Source organism: Sphingobium sp. S6, from assembly GCF_905120495.1.
GTDB lineage: Bacteria > Pseudomonadota > Alphaproteobacteria > Sphingomonadales > Sphingomonadaceae > Sphingobium > Sphingobium agri.
In genome coordinates, this window is the sequence record NZ_CAJHOG010000002.1 from 560,220 (window position 1) to 578,841 (window position 18,622).

Here is an 18,622-nt window from a genome sequence, read left to right on the forward strand (position 1 = left end):
AATACTCGCCTGTCTGCCTTCTGTCTGGGCCTTGCAAATAACGGCCCGCCTTGCAAGCCGCTTTGCGCTGGCGGGCTTGTGGCCCGGCCATGGATTAGCGAACGCGCGGAGTGCGGATGGGTTCAATCCGCAATCCGCTAGCCCTTGTTAAGAGGGACGATCGCGCGACCGGAGCATGCCCGGCGCAACGAAGCCGATCGGATCGACCCGCATGGCGCTTTGCTTCAGCTGGGATTGGATTTTTTCATATTCCTGTTCCATTTCGGGCGTCACCGATGCGCGGGTTTCTTCCAGCGCCTCGTTGAAATGCGCCTGCTCGACGCGCTCCACCGACAGCGACTGACGCAGCGCGATCAGGCCCGCGCGGCGCACCAAGTCTTCAAGGTCAGCGCCGGTGAACCGCTCGGTCCGTTCCGCCAGATCGTCGAGGTCGACATCGTCGGCCAGCGGCATCTTACCGGTGTGGATGGCAAGGATGCGCTTGCGCCCCGCCTCGTCCGGCACAGGCACATAGATAAGCTCGTCGAAGCGGCCCGGCCGAAGCAGCGCGGGGTCGATCAACGTCGGCCGGTTGGTCGCGCCGATGACGACCACCGATTGCAGTTCCTCCAGCCCGTCCATTTCGGCAAGGATGGTGTTCACCACCCGCTCCGTCACCGCCGGTTCGCCCAGCCCGCCGCCACGCGCCGGGACGAGGCTGTCCAACTCGTCGATGAAGATGACCGTCGGCGCCACCTGGCGCGCGCGGGCGAACAGGCGGGCAATCTGCTGCTCGCTTTCGCCATACCATTTGGACAGGAGGTCGCTGGACTTGGTGGCGATGAAGTTCGCCTGCGCTTCCCGCGCCACCGCCTTTGCCAGCAGCGTCTTGCCGGTGCCGGGGGGGCCATAGAGCAGGAAGCCTTTGGCGGGACGGATGCCAATGCGGCGGAAGGCGTCGGGGTCCTTGAGCGGAAGCTCGACCCCTTCCTTGAGGCGCATCTGCGCTTCGTCCAGGCCGCCAATGTCGGACCAGCCGATATTGGGCGCCTGCACCATCACCTCGCGCATGGCGGACGGCTGAACGCGCTTGATGGCGGCCATGAAGTCATCGCGGGTGACCGACAGTTCCTCCAGCACATCCTGCGGAATGGTGCCTTCCTCAAGGTTGAGGCGCGGCATGAAGCGGCGCACCGCTTCGATCGCTGCCTCTCGGGTCAGCGCGGCAAGGTCAGCACCGACAAAGCCATAGGTCATGCGCGCCAGTTCGCCGAGATCGACTCCCTCGCCGAGCGGCATGCCACGGGTGTGGATGCCCATGATCTCGCGCCGTCCGCGCTCGTCGGGCACGCCGACGATGATCTCGCGATCGAAGCGGCCGGGACGCCGCAACGCCTCGTCGATCGCTTCGGGCCGGTTGGTGGCGGCGATCACGACCAGATTGGTGCGCGGTTCGAGACCGTCCATCAGGGTCAGCAGCTGGGCCACCAGCCGCTTCTCCGTCTCGCCAGTCACATTGCCGCGTTTGGGCGCGATCGAATCGATTTCGTCTATGAACAGGATGGATGGCGAGGACTTCGCCGCTGCCTCGAATATCTCGCGCAGCTGCTTTTCCGATTCGCCATAGGCCGATCCCATGATCTCCGGCCCATTGATCAGGAAGAACTCCGCCTCCGATTCATTGGCGACGGCGCGGGCGAGACGTGTCTTGCCCGTTCCGGGCGGGCCATGGAGCAGCACGCCCTTGGGCGGATCGACGCCCAGCCGCTCGAACAATTCGGGGTAGCGCAGCGGCAGCTCCACCATTTCGCGGAGCTGGTCGATCGCTTCGGCCATGCCGCCTACATCGTCATAGGTGACGTCGGCCCGCCGGGATTCCTTAGGCTCTTCATATTCGGCGCGCAGGTCGATCTCCGTATCGGCGTCGATCTGCACGAAGCCTTTGGGCGTGGTGGATACGACGACCAACCGGATTTCCTGCAAGGCATAGGCGGGCGCGGCCAGCATCTGGCGCAGCTGCGGCGGCATGTCGCTAGGCGGGACCTGTTGCTGTCCAGCCGTGGCGACGATGTCGCCAGCGGCAAGCGGGCGCTGGAAGAAGACGCGTTTCAGCGCCTCCGGATTGCCCTGAAGCCGCAGGTTGTTTTGTGCAGGCGCGAAGACGACACGCTGGGCGGGACGCGGCTCGATCTTGCTGATCTGGACGAAATCACCGGAGCCCACGCCTGCGTTCGCGCGCTGCAAACCGTCGAGCCGAAGGACGTCGAGCCCTTCATCCTCCTTATAGGGCCGCACGACGCGCGCGGGCGTTGAACGTTTTCCCGCGATCTCGATCACGTCACCTTCAGCAAGCTGAAGTTCCGCCATAACGGCGACCGGAATGCGCGCGAGCCCGCGCCCTGCGTCCTCAGGCCGTGCATTTGCTACCTGAATCCTGCGTTCCGGGCTTTCCTGTTCGGCCATTGCCATCCCCATTCTTGTCACTGCGTAACGAGATAGGAAACGTCGAAGCGCGAGGAAAGAGCCCCGCGATCATGATAACCCGGGATAAAAAAAGGGCCGACCCAAAGGCCAGCCCGGAAAGTTTTAGGAGAGGATGCCTGAAAGGCCTTTCCTATGTGCGTTGCAGCATGGTATTTTGCAATTGCGAAAAGGATCGAAGAGTTGCAAATTTTGCATCTTACCGGTTGACGCTTTTTCATGCTGGTGAAAAGAGGATGACTGAAACCGGGCTGCTGCCTGCCCACACCGCGACGATGACGCGTCGCAGCAGAGCGGTGGCTTGGCTATTAGATTGACTATGCGCAGACTGCCGCCCCTTACTGCCCTTGAGGCCTTTGTTCAGGTAGCCCGGCTTGGGTCGGTCAAGGCTGCGGCGGAAGAACTCGCCTTGTCCACGCCCGCGCTCAGCCGCCGCGTGCAGGCGCTGGAGCGGTTCATCGGCCGCCCCCTGTTCGATCGCAAGCATCAGGCGCTGGAGATCAACGCCGATGGGCAGAAGCTGCTCGACGACATCGCCCCCGCGCTGGATTCGCTGAGCCAGGCGCTGGAGAATATCCAGAGCGGCGGCAATCAGCTGCGCCTGCGCCTGGCCGTCATGCCGCTGTTCGCGACCCAGCGGCTGTTCCCCCATCTGGGCGCCTTGCGGCAGAAGCACCCCCAGTTGCATATCGATATCGAGACGACTCCCCATGCCGTCGCGCGTCTGGGCGAAGGGTTGGATGCGGCGATCGTGCTTGCCAAGGATATCGATCCGGCGCTTTATGCCCATGAGCTCGATCATGACGAAGTCTATCTGATCGGCCGCAAGGCGCTGCTCGACACCCCGCAAAAGATCGGATCTCCGGCGGATCTGGCGCAGCACACGATCCTGCTCCACCGTGACATGAACCTGTCCTTCGACGCATGGAAGGATGCGGTGGGCTTGCCCGACCTGCAGCCGCTGGCGATCGACAATTATGATTCGGGTCAGTTGATGCTGGAGGCCGCCGCGCAAGGGCTGGGCGTTGCCGTCATGCATGCGAGCCACTTCAAGGAAGCCGCTGACTCGCGTCTCGTGCGCCTGTTCCCGGAGACGCGGGTGGAAAGCCCCTATCGCTATTATTTCGTGTGCCGTCCGCGCGCCTTGCAGACCCGCGCCGTGCGCATTTTCCGCGATTGGCTGATCGCGGCGGATATCTGATTCCGCTCAATATCGGCGGCTGATCAGCGGCTTGGCGATTTTTGCCTGCCGCGCTCTTAACCCTGTCATGCCCGTGCCGTTATTAGCCGCATGACTGGGGCATCATCATCCGCAAATCCGCAGCACGGCCTGGCCGACCGCCTGACACGGTGGGCGCGTGGCCTGTCGGGCAAGCTTGAGGCAGAAGAGGAAGCGGACGAGGCGGAAAGCCAGCGCACCCGATCAGGCAGCACGGTGCATCGCGAGGTCAATCGTCGCCGCAAGCTGTATGACGAGATCGGCAATTTCCTCTTTGCGCATGACCTTGACCTGACGCCGCTCAATTTCGGGGTCGCGCATGATTATCTTACCGGATCGCAGATCGCCGTTGAAAAGGCGATCATGGCGGTGCTGGCGGAGCGCGGCAAGATCAGCAACAGCTGGGTCGAAGAGATCATCGCCGAACAGCGCGCCGACGAAGTGACGCCCGAAGCCCTTTCGACCATGTTGGCGAAGGTCGAAGAGAATCTCTCCGAATTTACCGGCCTGATGACCGAATCGCGCAACTCCGCCAAGGATTATGGCGCAGCGTTGCAGGAGGAGGTGAAGGGTCTGGCGGCACGGGCGGACAATGAACCGGTCCTGTCCCGCCTTGTGGCGCTCACCCGGTCGATGGTGGAAAAGACGCGGCAGGTCGAAGGGCAGCTGCGGCAGAACCAGAAGCAGAATCACGCGCTCCGCTCCAGCCTCGCCAATGCGCGGCGCGCGGCCGAACATGATCATCTGACCGGCCTTCCCAACCGGCGCGCGTTCGAAGGCAGGCTGCGCGAGGAAGTCGCCACGGCGCGGAAGGAAGGACAGCCACTCGCCGTTGCTTTCTGTGATATCGATCATTTCAAGCTGATCAACGACACCCATGGGCATGACACGGGCGACAGGGTGCTGAAATTCGTCGCCGGGCTACTGGCCAAGGCAAGCGACGACCAATGCCATGTGGCCCGTCACGGCGGCGAGGAATTCGTCATGCTGTTTCGCGGCAAGACGGCCGCGGAAGCGTGCGAGGCGGTGGACAGCGTCAGGCAGGATCTGGCGACCCGTAGCCTCGTCAACCGCACCAATGGCGAGCGGATGGAGCGGGTCAGCTTTTCGGCAGGCGTCGCCAATGTGCTCGCCCACGACGATCCGCGCACGGCGCTGAAGGCCGCTGACCGGGCGTTGTACCTGGCCAAGGAACATGGCCGCAACCGCGTTTATCTCGCGGTCGAGGGCGAGTGATTCTCCCTTAGAAGTCCGGCTTCTCATAATGGGGCGGCGGGGTGATCACCTCCATCCGCTCCGACAGCAGGGGCCGGAAGGACGGGCGCGACTTGAAGCCCGCATACCAGCGCTTGACCGTCTCATGCCCGGCCCAGTCGATGCCTCCCAGATAGTCGGCAACCGACAGGTGCGCGGCCGCCGTTATGTCGGCCAGGCTCATCGTGCCGCCCGCCATCCAACTGCGGTGATCGAGCAGATAGTCCATATAATCCATATGGACATTGGCCCGCTTCATGGCTTCGCGCAGCACCCGGGCGTCGGGCGGCGCGCGTTCGATCAGCCGCTTCTTCATCCGCTCGTGCAGTAGCGGGCCAACGACATCGCCGTAGAAATTCTGGTCGAAGAAGGCGACGAGCCGCCGCACCTCCGCCCTGCCCGCCGCCGTGCCAGAGATCAGCGGGAATTTCTCCACCGTCTCTTCGAAATATTCGCAGATCGCCTGGCTGTCGATCAGCGTCGATCCCTTTTCCTGGTCAACCATGACGGGCGTCGTGCCCGCCGGATTGAGATCAAGAAATTCGTCTCGCGCTTCCCAGGGCGATTCGCGCACCAGGTCATAGCCGATCCCCTTTTCGCCCAGCAGCAGGCGCACCTTGCGGGAGAAGGGACAAAGCGGGAATTGGAAGAGCTGCCACATGGCCTCCTGTTAAGCGGAGCCAAGCGCTGCGAAAAGCGGCAAATGGCTGACACCCGCTTAAATGGGGGACGATAGTCGCGGAAACTTTGGCGGCGGGGCCACAATCCGGGGCTTCCGATGATCGCCTCTACCCTCTAGAGGGTCAGGCAACGCATAGGAAAGGATGATCGATGTCTGACGATTTTTTCCCGGTCCCTTCGGAATGGGCCGCTTCGGCGCTGCTCGACCGGGATGGACGTGAGGCAGATTATCAGCGGTCGATCAATGAGCCGGAGGCCTATTGGCTGGAGCGTGCAAAGCGCCTCGACTGGCTGACTTTCCCCAGCAAGACGGACGAGAGCAGCTTCAACGAAGCGGATTTCGGCGTGAAATGGTTTGCCGACGGCGTGCTGAACGTCAGCGCCAACTGCATCGACCGGCATCTCGCCGAGCGTGGCGACCAGACCGCGATCATCTGGGAGCCGGACTCGCCGGACGGGGAGCCGCGCCGCTTCACCTACAAACAGGTTCATGAGGAAGTCTGCCGTTTCGCCAATGTCCTGAAAGCCGCAGGCACGAAGAAGGGCGACCGCGTCACCGTCTATCTGCCGATGATCCCGGAAGCGGCCTTCGCCCTCCTCGCCTGCGCGCGGATCGGCGCCATCCATTCGGTCGTCTTCGGCGGCTTCTCTCCCGAAGCGCTGGCGGGCCGGATCATCGACTGCGATTCCAACATCGTCATCACCGCCGACGAAGGCTGCCGCGCGGGCAAGAAGGTTCCGCTCAAGGCCAATGTCGATGCCGCGCTGAAAGACTGCCCGAGTGTCAGGAAGGTCGTCGTGGTGCAAGCGACCGGCGGCGCCATCGCCATGCAGGAGGGCCGCGACCTGTGGCTGCATGAGGAAGCGACAAAGGTCTCCGCCGACTGCGCGCCCGAGCCGATGAACGCGGAAGATCCGCTGTTCATCCTCTACACCTCCGGTTCGACGGGCAAGCCCAAGGGCGTGCTGCACACGACCGGCGGCTATCTGCTGTGGGCGAGCCTTACCCATGAGCTGTGTTTCGACTATCGCCCCGGCGATATCTACTGGTGCGCGGCGGACATCGGCTGGGTCACGGGGCACAGCTATATCGTCTATGGCCCGCTGGCGAATGGCGCTACGACGCTGATGTATGAGGGCGTTCCCAACTATCCCACCGCCAGCCGCATCTGGGAAGTGGTGGACCGGCATCAGGTGCAGACCATCTTCACCGCGCCCACGGCTCTGCGCGCGTTGATGAAGGAGGGGGACGCGTTCGTGCGCTCCACCAGCCGCAAGTCGCTGCGCCTGCTCGGCACCGTAGGCGAACCGATCAATCCCGAGGCGTGGCGCTGGTATCATCATGTCGTGGGTGAGGATCGCTGCCCGATCATCGATACCTGGTGGCAGACCGAAACGGGTGGCGCGATGATCGCGCCGATGCCGGGCGCCACTGACCTGAAGCCCGGCTCCGCGACATTGCCGATGCCGGGCGTGATCCCGCAGATCGTGGACAGCGAAGGCAAGGTGCTGGAAGGCGCGGCGGAGGGCAATCTGGTCATCGCCGGAAGCTGGCCGGGCCAGATGCGCACCGTCTGGGGCGACCATGAGCGCTTCTTCCAGACCTATTTCACGACCTTCCCCGGCAAATATACGACCGGCGATGGCGCCCGCCGCGATGCGGACGGCTATTATTGGATCACCGGCCGCGTCGATGACGTCATCAACGTGTCGGGCCACCGCATGGGCACCGCCGAGGTCGAAAGCGCGCTGGTGCTGCACGAAGCGGTCGCCGAAGCTGCCGTGGTCGGCTTCCCCCACGACATCAAGGGGCAGGGCATCTACGCCTATGTCACGCTGAACAGCGGCGAGGAACCGAGCGAGGACCTGCGCAAGACGCTGGTCGCCTGGGTCCGCACCGAGATCGGCCCGATCGCGACGCCCGACGTCATTCAGTTCGCTCCGGGCCTGCCCAAGACCCGGTCGGGCAAGATCATGCGCCGCATCCTGCGCAAGATCGCTGAAGGCGAAGTGTCGGCACAGGCGCTGGGCGACACCAGCACCCTTGCCGATCCCTCGGTGGTGGACAATCTGGTCGCCAATCGGCAAGGATGACGCCTGATCTGGATCAGGAGACGCCCTTGGAACGCTACAGCCTGGTTGCCCGTACGTTGCACTGGGTCATGGCGATCCTGATCCTCTTCAATCTATGGCTGGGATTGGGGCGCGAATCCCTACCGGGCGACTGGCAGGTGATGCCGGTGCATAAATCGGTGGGCCTGACGGTACTGGCGCTGGCGGTCCTTCGGCTGGTTTGGCGCCTGACCCATCGGCAGACGCCCCTGCCCGAGGGACTGCCCGCCTGGGAAAGGCTGGCCGCGAAGGTCACCCACTACAGCTTCTACGGCTTCATGTTGCTGGTGCCGCTGACCGGCTGGATCATGAGTTCGGCGGGCAAATATCCGCTGAACTGGTTCTTTCTGTTCGACGTGCCGAAGTTCGCGGTCACGAAGGATGATGCGATCGTCGGCTTTTCCGCCGAAGCGCATGAGATATTCGCCTTCGCCTGGATCGCCCTCCTCATCCTGCATGTCGCGGCGGCGCTGCGCCATCACTTCATCCTGAAGGATGACGTGCTGCGGCGGATGTTGGGGTAGAAACCCTCTGACCTCGTCACCCTAGTGGAAGCCGGGGTCTGTGCGAGATGCCAGCTTTCGCTGGCATGACGGAACAGCTTTAGACCATTTCCCCGATCAGCAGCTTGGGCAGTGCGCCGCTTTCACCTCTTGCCTCCGCCATGAAGCGGTTCTTGAGCATCGGCGTGCGCTGGACTGCGGCCAGGCCGAAACGGCGGATGGCCGAGGGAATGCGGCCGGGCACATCAAACAGCCGGACGAGTCCGTCCATGGCGACGCTGACCGACATCGCGTCCAGCCCCCGCCACCGCTGGTAGCGCGCCATCAACTGGGCGTCGCCGGGGTCTAGGCCAAGGCGCATGCCATCGACCAGCACCTCCACCAGCGCCGCGACGTCGCGAAACCCAAGGTTCAGGCCCTGCCCCGCGATCGGATGGATCGCATGGGCGCTGTCGCCGACCAGCGCCAGCCGCGTATCGGTGATCCGCGCGGCATGGTGGAAACCCAGCGGATAGCTGGAGCGCGGCCCGGCGAGTGAAATCTCGCCCAGGAAGCCGCCCATCCGCTTCTGCGCTTCGGCGAGCCATGCCCGCTCGGACAATTTCAGCATCACCGGCGCCTGCTCGGTCGGCACTGTCCAGACGATGGCCGATCGCGTCCCCGGCAGCATCGGCAGCAGCGCGAAGGGACCGCCGGGATAGAAAATCTCATAAGCCGTATTGGCGTGCGGCACCTCATGATCGATCGCCGTCACCATGGCGGTGTGCTTATATTGCCAGCGCGTGGTGCGGATGCCTGCAGCTTCGCGGGTTGGGCTGTTTCGCCCCTCGGCCGCCACCAGCAGAGCGCCATGCAGCATATGCCCACTGGCGAGCGTCAGGCTGACGCCATCGGCATTGCGGTCGACATGGATGGCGCGGTCCGGCTGGAAGCGGATCAGATTCTCCGCCTTCTCGGCCGCTTGGGATAAAGCGATGCGCAGGTCGCGATTGGGGAACATGATCCCCATGACACCATCGTCCGCGTCAGGCGCGAAATCGAGAGCTCCGGGCTCCAGCCCGTCGCTCACCCAAATGCGGTCGATGGGGCAGCCTTTCCCGTCCAGCAGATCAGCCACACCGATGGCGGACAGCATCGCATAGCTGGTCGAGGAAATGGCGGACACGCGCCCGTCGAACCCGACGGCGCTGGTCTCCACCGGATCGGCGGGATCGATGACGGCGCAGCGCACCCCATGACCGGAAAGCGCGATGCCCAGGGTCAGCCCGACAAGGCCCCCGCCCAAGATGACGACGTCAAAACGTTGCATATGAGCTATCTAGGCGCTCGGCCGGGGAATGGGAAGCGGCGCGAGCCGCCTATTCATCCGTGCTCCTGCGAAGGTAGGAGCCTAGGCGTTTATTTAAGCTGGGCTCCTGCCTCCGCAGGAGCACGGCAAAGAAAATTTTTCAAAGCTTGCGCACCCACCCAGCGGGGTCAGCCACCGTCCCGCGCTGAATGCCGGTCAGTTCGGAACGCAGTGCTTCGGTTACGATGCCGCCATTGCCATTGCCGATGGTGAAGTCGCCATCGACGCTCTTCACCGTGCCGATCGCAGTGACGACCGCCGCCGTGCCACAAGCGAACGCCTCGCGCAGCTTGCCGCTCGCCGCATCGTCGCGCCATTGCGCGAAGCTGTAGGGCTCCTCGCGAACCTCATGCCCCTTGGCGCGGGCCAGCGTAATGATGCTGTTGCGGGTGATGCCGGGCAGGATCGTACCCGACAGCGGCGGGGTAACGATCGACCCGTCGTCCATGACAAAGAATACGTTCATGCCGCCCAGTTCCTCGACCCACTTATGCTCTGCGGCGTCGAGGAAGACGACCTGATCGCAGCCATGCTTCGTCGCTTCCGACTGAGCCACCAGGCTCGCGGCATAATTGCCGCCGCACTTGGCAGCCCCCGTGCCGCCCTTCGCAGCGCGGGTATAATGTTCCGACACCCAGAGCGTGACCGCCTTCTTCCCACCCTTGAAATAGGCGCCAGCGGGCGAAGCGATGACGCAGAAGATATATTCCGCAGCCGGGCGCACGCCCAGAAAGCTTTCGCTCGCGAACATGAACGGGCGCAGATACAGGCTTCCTTCGCCGCTGGGGATCCAATCGGCGTCGATCTTCACCAGTTCTTCGACGGCCTCCAGGAAGATGTCTTCCGGCAGGACCGGCATGGCCATACGTTCCGCCGACTCGACGAAGCGGCGGGCATTTTCCTCCGGCCGGAACATGGCGATGCTGCCATCCTCAAGCCGATAAGCCTTCATCCCTTCGAAGATTTCCTGGGCATAATGCAGCACGGCGCAGGCAGGATCGAGCTGGAACGGCTCACGCGGGCCGATGGCATGGCTGTGCCACCCCTGCCCTTCCGTATAGCGGATCGTCACCATATGATCGGTGAACAGGCGCCCGAAGCCCGGGTCTTCCAGCGATACGGCGCGCTGGTCAGCCGATACAGCCTTGCTGCTCGGGTTGACGGTAAAGCGCGACTTCTGCTGGACGTCCATGATCTATGCTCCTTTGGTAGGACCGGCCGCCTATGTCACAAACGGCTGGCGGAAACAATGGGTCATCAATACTGACCAATTTGTTGCACTTTCGAAAGGGCCGCTGGCTGCCTGCTGGCATCTTGGCGCGGAGCGGCGGCGCGCTTATGCCGCAGCCATGCACTTTTTCTCGGACAATGCGACACCGGTTTGCCCGCAAGTGATGGCGGCCATGGCGGCGGCTGATGTCGCAGACCATGGCTATGATGGCGACGCCTGGAGCGCACGGCTGGATGGCGCATTTTCCGACCTGTTCGGCACCCCGGTTCGCGCGCTGTGGGTCGCGACCGGCACCGCGGCGAACAGCATCGGCCTTGCCTGCCTTTGCCCGCCCTATGGCGGTATCCTGGCCCATGAAGAATCGCATATCATGGTGGACGAATGTGGAGCGCCCGGCTTCTATACCCACGGCGCAAGCCTGATGAGCTTGCCCGGCGATGGCGCGAAGCTCTCCCCCGAAACGTTGATCGAGCGGCTGAAGACGATCCGCCCGGACGTGCACCAGATCCCCGCCCGCGCGATCAGCATCACTCAGGCGAGCGAATATGGCCGCATCTATACGCCGGAGGAGGTCGCGGCGATTGGCGAGGTGGCGCGGGATCACCGCCTCGGCCTGCACATGGACGGGGCGCGCTTCGCCAATGCTGTCGCGCATCTGGGTTGTCATCCCGGCGATAGCAGTTGGCGCGCCGGGGTCGATGTCCTGACCTTTGGTTGCGTCAAGAATGGCGGCATGGTGGGTGAAGCGCTGCTCTTCTTCGGCAGCCAAGCGGATGCGCGCATGGCCGAAGCGGTGCGCTGGCGCAAGCGCGGAGGACACCTGCTGTCCAAGGGGCGCTATCTTGCCGCGCAGATATTGGCGATGCTGGAGGATGACCTCTGGCTGCGCAATGCGCGGGCCGCCAATGCCGCAGCCGCCGCGTTGGCACAGGCCGTCCCGGATCGGCTGCTTCATCCCGTCGAGGCAAACGAGCTGTTCATCCGCCTCTCTTCTGCCGAAGCGGCAAGCCTGCGCGGGCAGGGCTTCGACTTTTACGACTGGGGAGAGGGGGCGGCGCGCCTCGTCACCAATTGGGCGCAGGATGCGGGCGCGGTCCAGCCGCTCGCCGACGCACTCAGGTCGCTTGCATGAGCGGATCGTCGGAGGCGAAGGGCGGCGTCATCCTGCCTTTCCTGCTTGTCACGCTGATCTGGAGTTCGACCTGGATCGTCATCCGCGATCAGCTGGGCGCGGTGCCGCCGAGCTGGTCGGTCTGCTACCGGTTCCTCCTGGGGGCGGCTGGCATGGCGCTGTTCGCGATGATCCGCCGTGTGCCGTTGCGGCTGCCGCCCGCCGGGATCGCCTTTGCGGGCGCTCTTGGCGTCGCGCAGTTCGTGCTCAACTTCAACTTCGTCTATCGGGCAGAACATTATCTGACCTCCGGCGTCGTCGCGACCGTCTACGCGCTGCTGCTGATCCCCAATAGTATCCTCGCCTGGATCGCGTTTCGCCAGCCGGTCAGCCGCGCCTTCGTCCTGGGGTCGCTGGTGGCGATCGCGGGCATCATGTTGCTGCTGCTGCGCGAATATCGCGCCGCGCCGGTGTCCGCCGAGGCAGTTCTGGTCGGCATCGCGCTCAGCGTCGCTGGCCTGCTCAGCGCGTCCAGCGCGAACGTCATGCAGGGGATGCAGATCGCCCGCCGCCTGCCGATGGCGGCTGTGCTCACCTGGGGCATGCTGATCGGCAGCGCAGTCGATGCGGCCTATGCATGGGTGACCGTGGGACCGCCTGTCATTGAGTGGCGCGCGGGCTATCTGTTCGGCATCGCCTGGCTGGGCATTGCGGGGTCAGTCGTGACCTTCCCACTCTATTTCCAGCTTATCCAGCGGGTGGGACCGGGACGGGCAGCCTATAGCAGCGTGCTTATTCCCGTGATCGCCATGCTGATTTCCACGGTTTTCGAGGATTATCGCTGGTCAACGCTAAGTGCGGCAGGCGCGGTGCTGGCGGTGGCTGGCATGGTGATCGCGCTACGGGCGAAAACGAACTAGTGGCGCAGTCCCGGCTCATAATGGCGTTTTGCCGCATTAACCCGATCGATCAGGCTGGCGAGTGACTGGGGCGCGGGGGGCGCTGCTTCGGGCATCGCCAAGCGGCTCATGCGCTGGCTGAGCGCGGCGAAGTTGCGGTCGATCCGTTCCATGGCGACAAGTCCCTGCAAAAGCTGTGGGACCTCCATGGGGCGCTTTGGTTAACGGGGCGTAAGCGATGCGACAGCCTGAGTCATTCCGCCGCGGCAAGGCAGGCGGCCAGGCCTTCGCGATAGGTGGGGTAGCGCGGTGCCCAGCCAAGAAGCCGCTTGGCCCGGCCGTTCGCCACCCGCCTGTTTTCCGCATAGAAGGACAGCGCCATGGGCGACAGTTGCGCCTCCTCCAATGACAATAGCGGCGGCAGCGGCGCGCCGAGCATGGCGCAGGCCGCCTCGATCAGCCGGTTCTGAGCGCAGGGCAGATCGTCGGAGAGGTTATAGATGCCGGGCGGGCCATCGAAGGACGCGATAATGCCGCTGACGATATCATCGACATGAGCGCGGCTGAAAATCTGATCGGGCAGGTCGATGCGATGCGCCTTGCCCTCGCGCACCCGCTCGATCGCCGACCGGCCCGGGCCGTAAATGCCGGGAAGGCGGAAACAGCGCATGTCTTCACGCAGCCCACGCCAGTCGCTGTCTGCCTGCACCCGGGCGGCACGGCGGCCGGAGCCGATGGGGCTGGCTTCGTCCACCCAGGCCCCCGCAGCATCGCCATAGACGCCGGTCGCGGAAAGATAGCCGCTCCATAGCGCCGGGGCGGCGGCGATCGCCGTGCCGTAACGGGCCAGGACCGGATCCGCCCCGCCCTCAGGCGGCACGGAGGAAAGGATGTGCGTCGCCTTGGCGATGCTGGCGCGCACGGCATCGCCGTCATCGAAAGCGATCGCCTCGGCATCGGCGGCGCGGCGGACCCCGGTAACCTCCCATCCCTCTCCGTGCAGGCGAGCGGCAAGCCGGGACGCGGTGTAGCCCATGCCGAGGATCAGCATATGAGGGATAGCAGCGACCCTCCCGAACTAGACGGTAAAGCTTTCGCCGCAGCCGCAGCTGCCCTTGGCATTGGGGTTGTTGAAGACGAACCCGGCGGTGAAGTCATCCTCCACCCAATCCATCGTCGATCCGACGAGATAGAGCACCGACGCGCCGTCGATATAGAAGACGCCGCCGGGCGTTTCGATCTTCTCGTCGAACTTCGCTTCCTCGGTCACATAGTCGACCGAATAAGCGAGGCCAGAGCAACCGCGGCGCGGCGTCGACAGCTTGACGCCGATCGCGCCTTCAGGAGCCTGACGCATCAGGTCGGCGATGCGCTGTTCCGCACTCGGCGTCAGGATGACGGCGGCAGGGCGGGCGCGGGTCTTAGTGGTCGTCTCGGTCATTTTGTTCCTCTTCTCCCCTCCCGCAGGCGGGAGGGGCCGGGGGTGGGTTCGTGCCGCGCAAAGCTCGCTCCGCTCGCGCCCACTCCTTGGCCCCCTCCCGCTTGCGGGAGGGAAATGGTTAGAGCATCCCCAGTTCCAGTTTCGCCTCGTCGCTCATTTTCTGCGGGTCCCATGGCGGGTCCCAGACGAGATTTACCTGCGCGTCTCCCACGCCCGGCACGGCACCGACGCGCAGTTCGACTTCGCCGGGCATCGATTCAGCGACCGGGCAATGCGGCGTGGTCAGCGTCATGGTCACGACCGCATGGCCGTCTTCCGTCACATCGACGCCATAGACGAGGCCGAGATCATAGATATTCACCGGAATTTCCGGGTCATATATCTCCTTGAGCGCGTCGATGATCGCTTCATACAGGTCGCCGCCCGGCTCGCCCTTCGGCGCTTCGCTCGGCTTGGCGTTCAGGAAGCCGTCCAGATAGTCGCGCTGGCGCGGAGCCGCCTCAGCCGCCGTCTCCTCCACGCGCGCCTTGGGCGGGGCGTCAACCGCCTCCACCTCTTCCACCCGGATCTGGCGTTCCCCGGAATTTACCTCAGTCATTGGCGAAGATCTTCCTCACTCGCTCTATGCCCTTGACCAGGGCATCGACATCGCCCTCGTCGCTATAGATGCCGAAACTGGCCCGCGCCGTCGCTTCTACGCCCAGATGCCGCATCAGCGGCTGCGCGCAATGATGCCCGGCGCGGATCGCGACACCCGTTTCGTCCAATATGGTGCCGACATCATGCGGATGCACCCCCTCGACTTCGAAGGAGAGGATGCCCGCACTGTCCTCCGGCCCGAAAACCCGCACGCTGTTGATGCTCTCCAGTGCGGCCCGCGCCTTGCCGACCAGCGCGCATTCATGCGCATGGATCGCGTCGAGGCCGATTGCCTGCACATAGTCGATCGCGGCGGACAGGCCGACGACGCCGGTGATATGCGGCGTCCCCGCCTCGAACCGGGTCGGCGCGGGTGCGTAGGTGGTTTTCTCGAACGTCACCTTGTCGATCATCGACCCGCCACCCTGATAGGGCGGCATGGCGTCCAGCAGTTCCTTGCGGCCCCACAGCACGCCGATCCCGGTCGGGCCGTAGAGCTTGTGCGCGGAAAAGACATAGAAGTCGCAATCGAGCGCCTGCACATCGACGGCAAGGCGCGGCACCGCCTGGCATCCGTCGATCAATATCTTCGCGCCCACGCTGTGGGAGATGTCTGCTGCGCGGCGCACATCAAGCACGCTGCCCAGCACATTCGACACATGGGCTAGCGCGACCAGCTTGTGCGCAGGCGTGATCATCGCGGCCATGGCTTCGAGGTCGATCCTGCCATCCGCAGTCAGTGGCACGACATCGATCGCCGCGCCGACACGTTCGGCGACGATCTGCCAAGGGACGATGTTGCTGTGATGCTCCAACATCGACAGCAGGATGCGGTCGCCCGCCTTCAACTGCGTGCCTGCCCAGCTATGTGCGACCAGGTTGATCCCCTCGGTCGCGCCGCGGACATAGACGATCTCGCTATCGGAAGCCGCGCCGATGAATTGCGCGACCTTGCGCCGCGCCGCTTCATAGGCGAGCGTCATGTTGGCGGAGCGTTCATAAACGCCGCGATGGACGGTCGCATAGTCGGGGCCGTAGGCGCGGGCAATCGCGTCGATAACGGCAGTGGGCTTTTGCGCGGTGGCGGCGCTGTCGAGATAGTGCCAGCTGCCGACGCCGGGGAAATCGTCCCTTAATTTCAGCAAACCGTTCGGGCTGAGCCTGTCGAAGCCTTCTCCTGTCTTTGAAGGGAGTTGAAGCCCTTCGACAGGCCCAAGGCGAACGGAGGACGGATCACCACTCATACCAAATCTTCCAGCTTGGCCAGCGCAGCCGCTTCCAGCCTGTCCTTGACTGCCTCATCAGCTACATCGTCGAACACCCCGGCAACGAATGCCTTCAGCAACAGCGTCTTGGCAGTCGCGGGATCCATCCCGCGCGACGCCATGTAGAACAGCGCCTGACGGTCCAGTTCACCCACGGTTGCGCCATGAGCGCATTTCACATCGTCGGCGTAGATTTCCAGCTCCGGCTTGGCATTGGCCGTGGCAGTGCGATCGAGCAACATGGCCTTCACCGACTGAAACGCATCCGTGCGCTGCGCATCGCGCGCGACATTGATCGACCCGAGATAGCTGCCCGTCGCCCGCTGGCCCAGGATGGAGCGGATCGTCTGCCCGCTAGTCGCGTCCGGCTCGGCATGGGTGACCGAGGTGATGATTTCCAGCACCTGATCCCCGCCGCCGATGATCGCGCCGTTGAGTTCGAAATGGCTCCCCTTGCCCAGCGTCACCTTAAACGTCACGCGGCCGAGCTTGCCGCCGATGTTCAGCACATGAAAGTCGCACCGCGCTCCGTCCGCGATCGTGATGACATAATCATGCACCGCCGCTGCGCCATCGCTGGCGTTCTGCAACAGATGATGGCGCGACGTTTCTCCGGCCGCGACGTCGATCCGCGTCGGCGCAGGCGTCGGCCAAATGGAGGCGACAGCCTCCAGATCGCTATAGCGCCATTCCTCTTGCTTGCGCGTGGGCAGGGCGAGTGCGGTCATGACCGAACCTCCTCCGCGCCTCCGCGCCTCCGCGTGAGCACAATCATTTCACGCTGAGAGGCGGAGCCACGGAGAGAAAGGGAAGTGCTTGCGGCGCTCATGCAGCGACCACCTCCGCATAGCCCTCGCGCTCTAGTTCCAGCGCGAGTTCGGGGCCGCCGGACTTCACGATCCGGCCGCCAGCCAGCACATGGACATAGTCCGGCTTCACATAGTCGAGCAGCCGCTGATAATGGGTGATGAGCAGCACCGCCTTGTCCGGCTTGCGCATGATCGCGTTGATCCCCGCCCCCACGATCTTGAGCGCGTCGATGTCCAGGCCGGAGTCGGTTTCGTCCAGGATCGCCATTTTCGGATCGAGAATGCCCATCTGCACCATTTCGGCGCGCTTCTTCTCGCCGCCGGAAAAGCCGACATTCACCGGGCGCTTCAGCATCTCCATGTCGAGCCCGAGCAGACCCGCCTTTTCCTTGGCGAGCTTGATGAACTCGCCCCCTGACAGCGGTTCCTGCCCGCGCGCCTTGCGCTGCGAATTCAGGCTCTCGCGCAGGAATTGCAGGTTGGACACGCCGGGTATCTCGACGGGGTACTGGAAACCGAGGAACAGGCCTGCTGCGGCGCGTTCATGCGGCTCCATGCTGAACAAGTTCACACCGTCCAACGAGGCAGCGCCGCCGGTCACTTCATAGCCCGGACGCCCGCCCAGCGTATAGGCCAGCGTCGATTTGCCCGCGCCGTTCGGCCCCATGATCGCATGGACCTCGCCCGCATTGATGGAAAGCGAGACCCCTTTCAGGATCGCCTTGCCGTCGATCTCGTTGGCCAGATTTTCGATCGTCAGCATGCGTTATCCCTTGTGCGCGCGCTGGAGCGTCCGCGCGGTCCAGAAGGCCATGTCCCGCACGTCGCCCGGCGCGGGAAACAGCGTGTCGATATGGCGCTTGATCGGCATATAGGGCCACCAGTCGGCCCCGGGTTCGGGTGAACCCTTTTCCAGCAGCCCGGTCACGAACTCCGTCACCGGCCCCATGCGGGCGAGGTTCGGCGCCTTCGCCTTGTGGAAAGCCTTGTCGCTCTTCAGCTTTTCGGTGAAGGCGACGTCGCCCTTCTCCAGCGCCGCACGGCATTCGGCCTCATAGGCGTCGAGATCGCCGAAATCCTTACGCGCGCGCGCTTCCAGTTCGCCTTCCTCCAGTTCATAGTCTTCGGTCAGGATGCGGATCGCAGCCGTCCATGACTGGCCATTGCCGACATCCTCCGCGAAATCGGCCAGGGCATCCTGAATATCGTCTTCGTCGCTCAAAGGTCTTGGTCCTCAACAAGGGAAAGCCCCTCCCCTTCAGGGGAGGGGTTGGGGTGGGGGCTGGCCCAACGATCCGGCGCTTGTTCAAGCGCGCGAAGGATGGTTTCGCAGACCCCATCGATATTGTGCATCACCTCCTGATTGGCGATGCGGATGATGCGGTAGCCCATCTCGCTCAGCACGGCGTCGCGCCGCTCGTCGGATCCCGCCGCATGCGTATCGCCGTCAACCTCGACGATCAGCGCCTTTTGCGGGCAAAGAAAGTCCGCGATGAACGGGCCGATCACGGATTGGCGACGGAATTTGTAACCGCCGAGTTGCGAGCGGGTAAGTTTCGTCCACAGGCGCTTCTCTGGCTCCGTTGGATCGCAGCGCATTTCGCGGGCGAAGCCTGCCAGTTCAGCGAGGCGTCCAGAGGATAGCCCCCA

The 18,622-nt window shown here is 63.9% G+C and carries 19 protein-coding genes; 6 read left to right on the plus strand and 13 right to left on the minus strand.

The genetic code is table 11. The annotated features are described in order from the left end of the window. Positions 1-147: 147 nt before the first annotated feature. Positions 148-2,442 (minus strand): CDC48 family AAA ATPase, encoded by a 2,295-nt coding sequence (locus SPHS8_RS09820; RefSeq protein ID WP_201515325.1) that lies wholly within the window; start codon positions 2,440-2,442, stop codon positions 148-150. Between the two features lie 337 nt (positions 2,443-2,779). On the opposite strand from SPHS8_RS09820, the gene SPHS8_RS09825 reads away from it, so the two are divergent. Further along, positions 2,780-3,661: a LysR substrate-binding domain-containing protein gene (locus SPHS8_RS09825; protein WP_201515326.1), complete on the plus strand. Its 882-nt coding sequence runs from the start codon at positions 2,780-2,782 to the stop codon at positions 3,659-3,661. A 90-nt stretch (positions 3,662-3,751) separates the two neighbouring features. Further along, positions 3,752-4,915 carry a GGDEF domain-containing protein gene (locus tag SPHS8_RS09830; RefSeq protein ID WP_201515327.1) on the plus strand — a complete coding sequence of 388 codons (1,164 nt, stop codon included), beginning with the start codon at positions 3,752-3,754 and terminating at the stop codon, positions 4,913-4,915. A 7-nt stretch (positions 4,916-4,922) separates the two neighbouring features. Here SPHS8_RS09830 and SPHS8_RS09835 read toward each other — a convergent pair whose 3' ends face one another. After that, on the minus strand, positions 4,923-5,594 hold the full coding sequence (locus SPHS8_RS09835; protein ID WP_097090664.1) for a glutathione S-transferase family protein: 672 nt from the start codon (positions 5,592-5,594) through the stop codon (positions 4,923-4,925). A 170-nt stretch (positions 5,595-5,764) separates the two neighbouring features. On the opposite strand from SPHS8_RS09835, the gene acs reads away from it, so the two are divergent. Both acs and SPHS8_RS09845 read left to right on the plus strand, forming a co-directional pair. Further along, a complete protein-coding gene (gene acs, locus SPHS8_RS09840; RefSeq protein WP_201515328.1) occupies positions 5,765-7,708 on the plus strand; it encodes an acetate--CoA ligase in 1,944 nt (647 codons plus the stop codon). Positions 7,709-7,734: 26 nt separating this feature from the next. Further along, positions 7,735-8,250 carry a cytochrome b gene (locus SPHS8_RS09845; RefSeq protein ID WP_201515508.1) on the plus strand — a complete coding sequence of 172 codons (516 nt, stop codon included), beginning with the start codon at positions 7,735-7,737 and terminating at the stop codon, positions 8,248-8,250. Positions 8,251-8,329: 79 nt separating this feature from the next. Here the strand turns inward: SPHS8_RS09845 and SPHS8_RS09850 are convergent, their stop codons facing one another. Both SPHS8_RS09850 and SPHS8_RS09855 read right to left on the minus strand, forming a co-directional pair. Beyond that, positions 8,330-9,538, minus strand: a complete 1,209-nt coding sequence (locus SPHS8_RS09850; RefSeq protein WP_201515329.1) for an FAD-dependent monooxygenase — start codon at positions 9,536-9,538, stop codon at positions 8,330-8,332. A gap of 139 nt (positions 9,539-9,677) precedes the next feature. Continuing rightward, a complete protein-coding gene (locus SPHS8_RS09855; protein ID WP_201515330.1) occupies positions 9,678-10,769 on the minus strand; it encodes a branched-chain amino acid aminotransferase in 1,092 nt (363 codons plus the stop codon). 157 nt (positions 10,770-10,926) lie between these two features. Between SPHS8_RS09855 and SPHS8_RS09860 the strand changes: the two genes are divergently transcribed. Together SPHS8_RS09860 and SPHS8_RS09865 are read left to right on the plus strand one after the other, a co-directional pair. Next, positions 10,927-11,940, plus strand: coding sequence for a threonine aldolase family protein (locus SPHS8_RS09860; RefSeq protein WP_201515509.1), 1,014 nt, complete (start codon positions 10,927-10,929; stop codon positions 11,938-11,940). Then, positions 11,937-12,839, plus strand: coding sequence for a DMT family transporter (locus SPHS8_RS09865; protein ID WP_201515331.1), 903 nt, complete (start codon positions 11,937-11,939; stop codon positions 12,837-12,839). Before SPHS8_RS09860 ends, SPHS8_RS09865 begins: the two co-directional genes overlap by 4 nt. Here SPHS8_RS09865 and SPHS8_RS09870 read toward each other — a convergent pair. The 9 genes from SPHS8_RS09870 to SPHS8_RS09910 all read right to left on the minus strand — a co-directional run bounded on the left by SPHS8_RS09870 (position 12,836) and on the right by SPHS8_RS09910 (position 18,592). Beyond that, positions 12,836-12,991, minus strand: coding sequence for a hypothetical protein (locus tag SPHS8_RS09870; protein WP_201515332.1), 156 nt, complete (start codon positions 12,989-12,991; stop codon positions 12,836-12,838). The two genes, SPHS8_RS09865 and SPHS8_RS09870, sit on opposite strands and share 4 nt — an antisense overlap. An 80-nt stretch (positions 12,992-13,071) precedes the next feature. Further along, complete coding sequence (locus tag SPHS8_RS09875; RefSeq protein ID WP_201515510.1) at positions 13,072-13,878, minus strand: SDR family NAD(P)-dependent oxidoreductase; 807 nt, start codon at positions 13,876-13,878, stop codon at positions 13,072-13,074. A gap of 18 nt (positions 13,879-13,896) precedes the next feature. Then, the gene (locus tag SPHS8_RS09880) at positions 13,897-14,259 is read right to left on the minus strand and encodes a HesB/IscA family protein (RefSeq protein ID WP_201515333.1); all 363 of its coding nucleotides are present in this window, start codon (positions 14,257-14,259) and stop codon (positions 13,897-13,899) included. Positions 14,260-14,377: 118 nt separating this feature from the next. Continuing rightward, positions 14,378-14,857 carry an SUF system Fe-S cluster assembly protein gene (locus SPHS8_RS09885; protein ID WP_201515334.1) on the minus strand — a complete coding sequence of 160 codons (480 nt, stop codon included), beginning with the start codon at positions 14,855-14,857 and terminating at the stop codon, positions 14,378-14,380. Next, positions 14,850-16,142, minus strand: a complete 1,293-nt coding sequence (locus SPHS8_RS09890) for an aminotransferase class V-fold PLP-dependent enzyme (RefSeq protein WP_236575068.1) — start codon at positions 16,140-16,142, stop codon at positions 14,850-14,852. The genes SPHS8_RS09885 and SPHS8_RS09890 overlap by 8 nt, the downstream gene beginning before the upstream one ends. Next, complete coding sequence (locus SPHS8_RS09895; RefSeq protein ID WP_201515335.1) at positions 16,139-16,891, minus strand: SufD family Fe-S cluster assembly protein; 753 nt, start codon at positions 16,889-16,891, stop codon at positions 16,139-16,141. The genes SPHS8_RS09890 and SPHS8_RS09895 overlap by 4 nt, the downstream gene beginning before the upstream one ends. Before the next feature lie 97 nt (positions 16,892-16,988). Next, on the minus strand, positions 16,989-17,735 hold the full coding sequence (gene sufC / locus SPHS8_RS09900; protein WP_201515336.1) for a Fe-S cluster assembly ATPase SufC: 747 nt from the start codon (positions 17,733-17,735) through the stop codon (positions 16,989-16,991). Between the two features lie 3 nt (positions 17,736-17,738). Next, positions 17,739-18,194 carry a hypothetical protein gene (locus tag SPHS8_RS09905; protein WP_201515337.1) on the minus strand — a complete coding sequence of 152 codons (456 nt, stop codon included), beginning with the start codon at positions 18,192-18,194 and terminating at the stop codon, positions 17,739-17,741. Next, positions 18,191-18,592 (minus strand): endonuclease domain-containing protein, encoded by a 402-nt coding sequence (locus SPHS8_RS09910; protein WP_268933202.1) that lies wholly within the window; start codon positions 18,590-18,592, stop codon positions 18,191-18,193. Before SPHS8_RS09910 ends, SPHS8_RS09905 begins: the two co-directional genes overlap by 4 nt. Positions 18,593-18,622 lie beyond the last annotated feature (30 nt).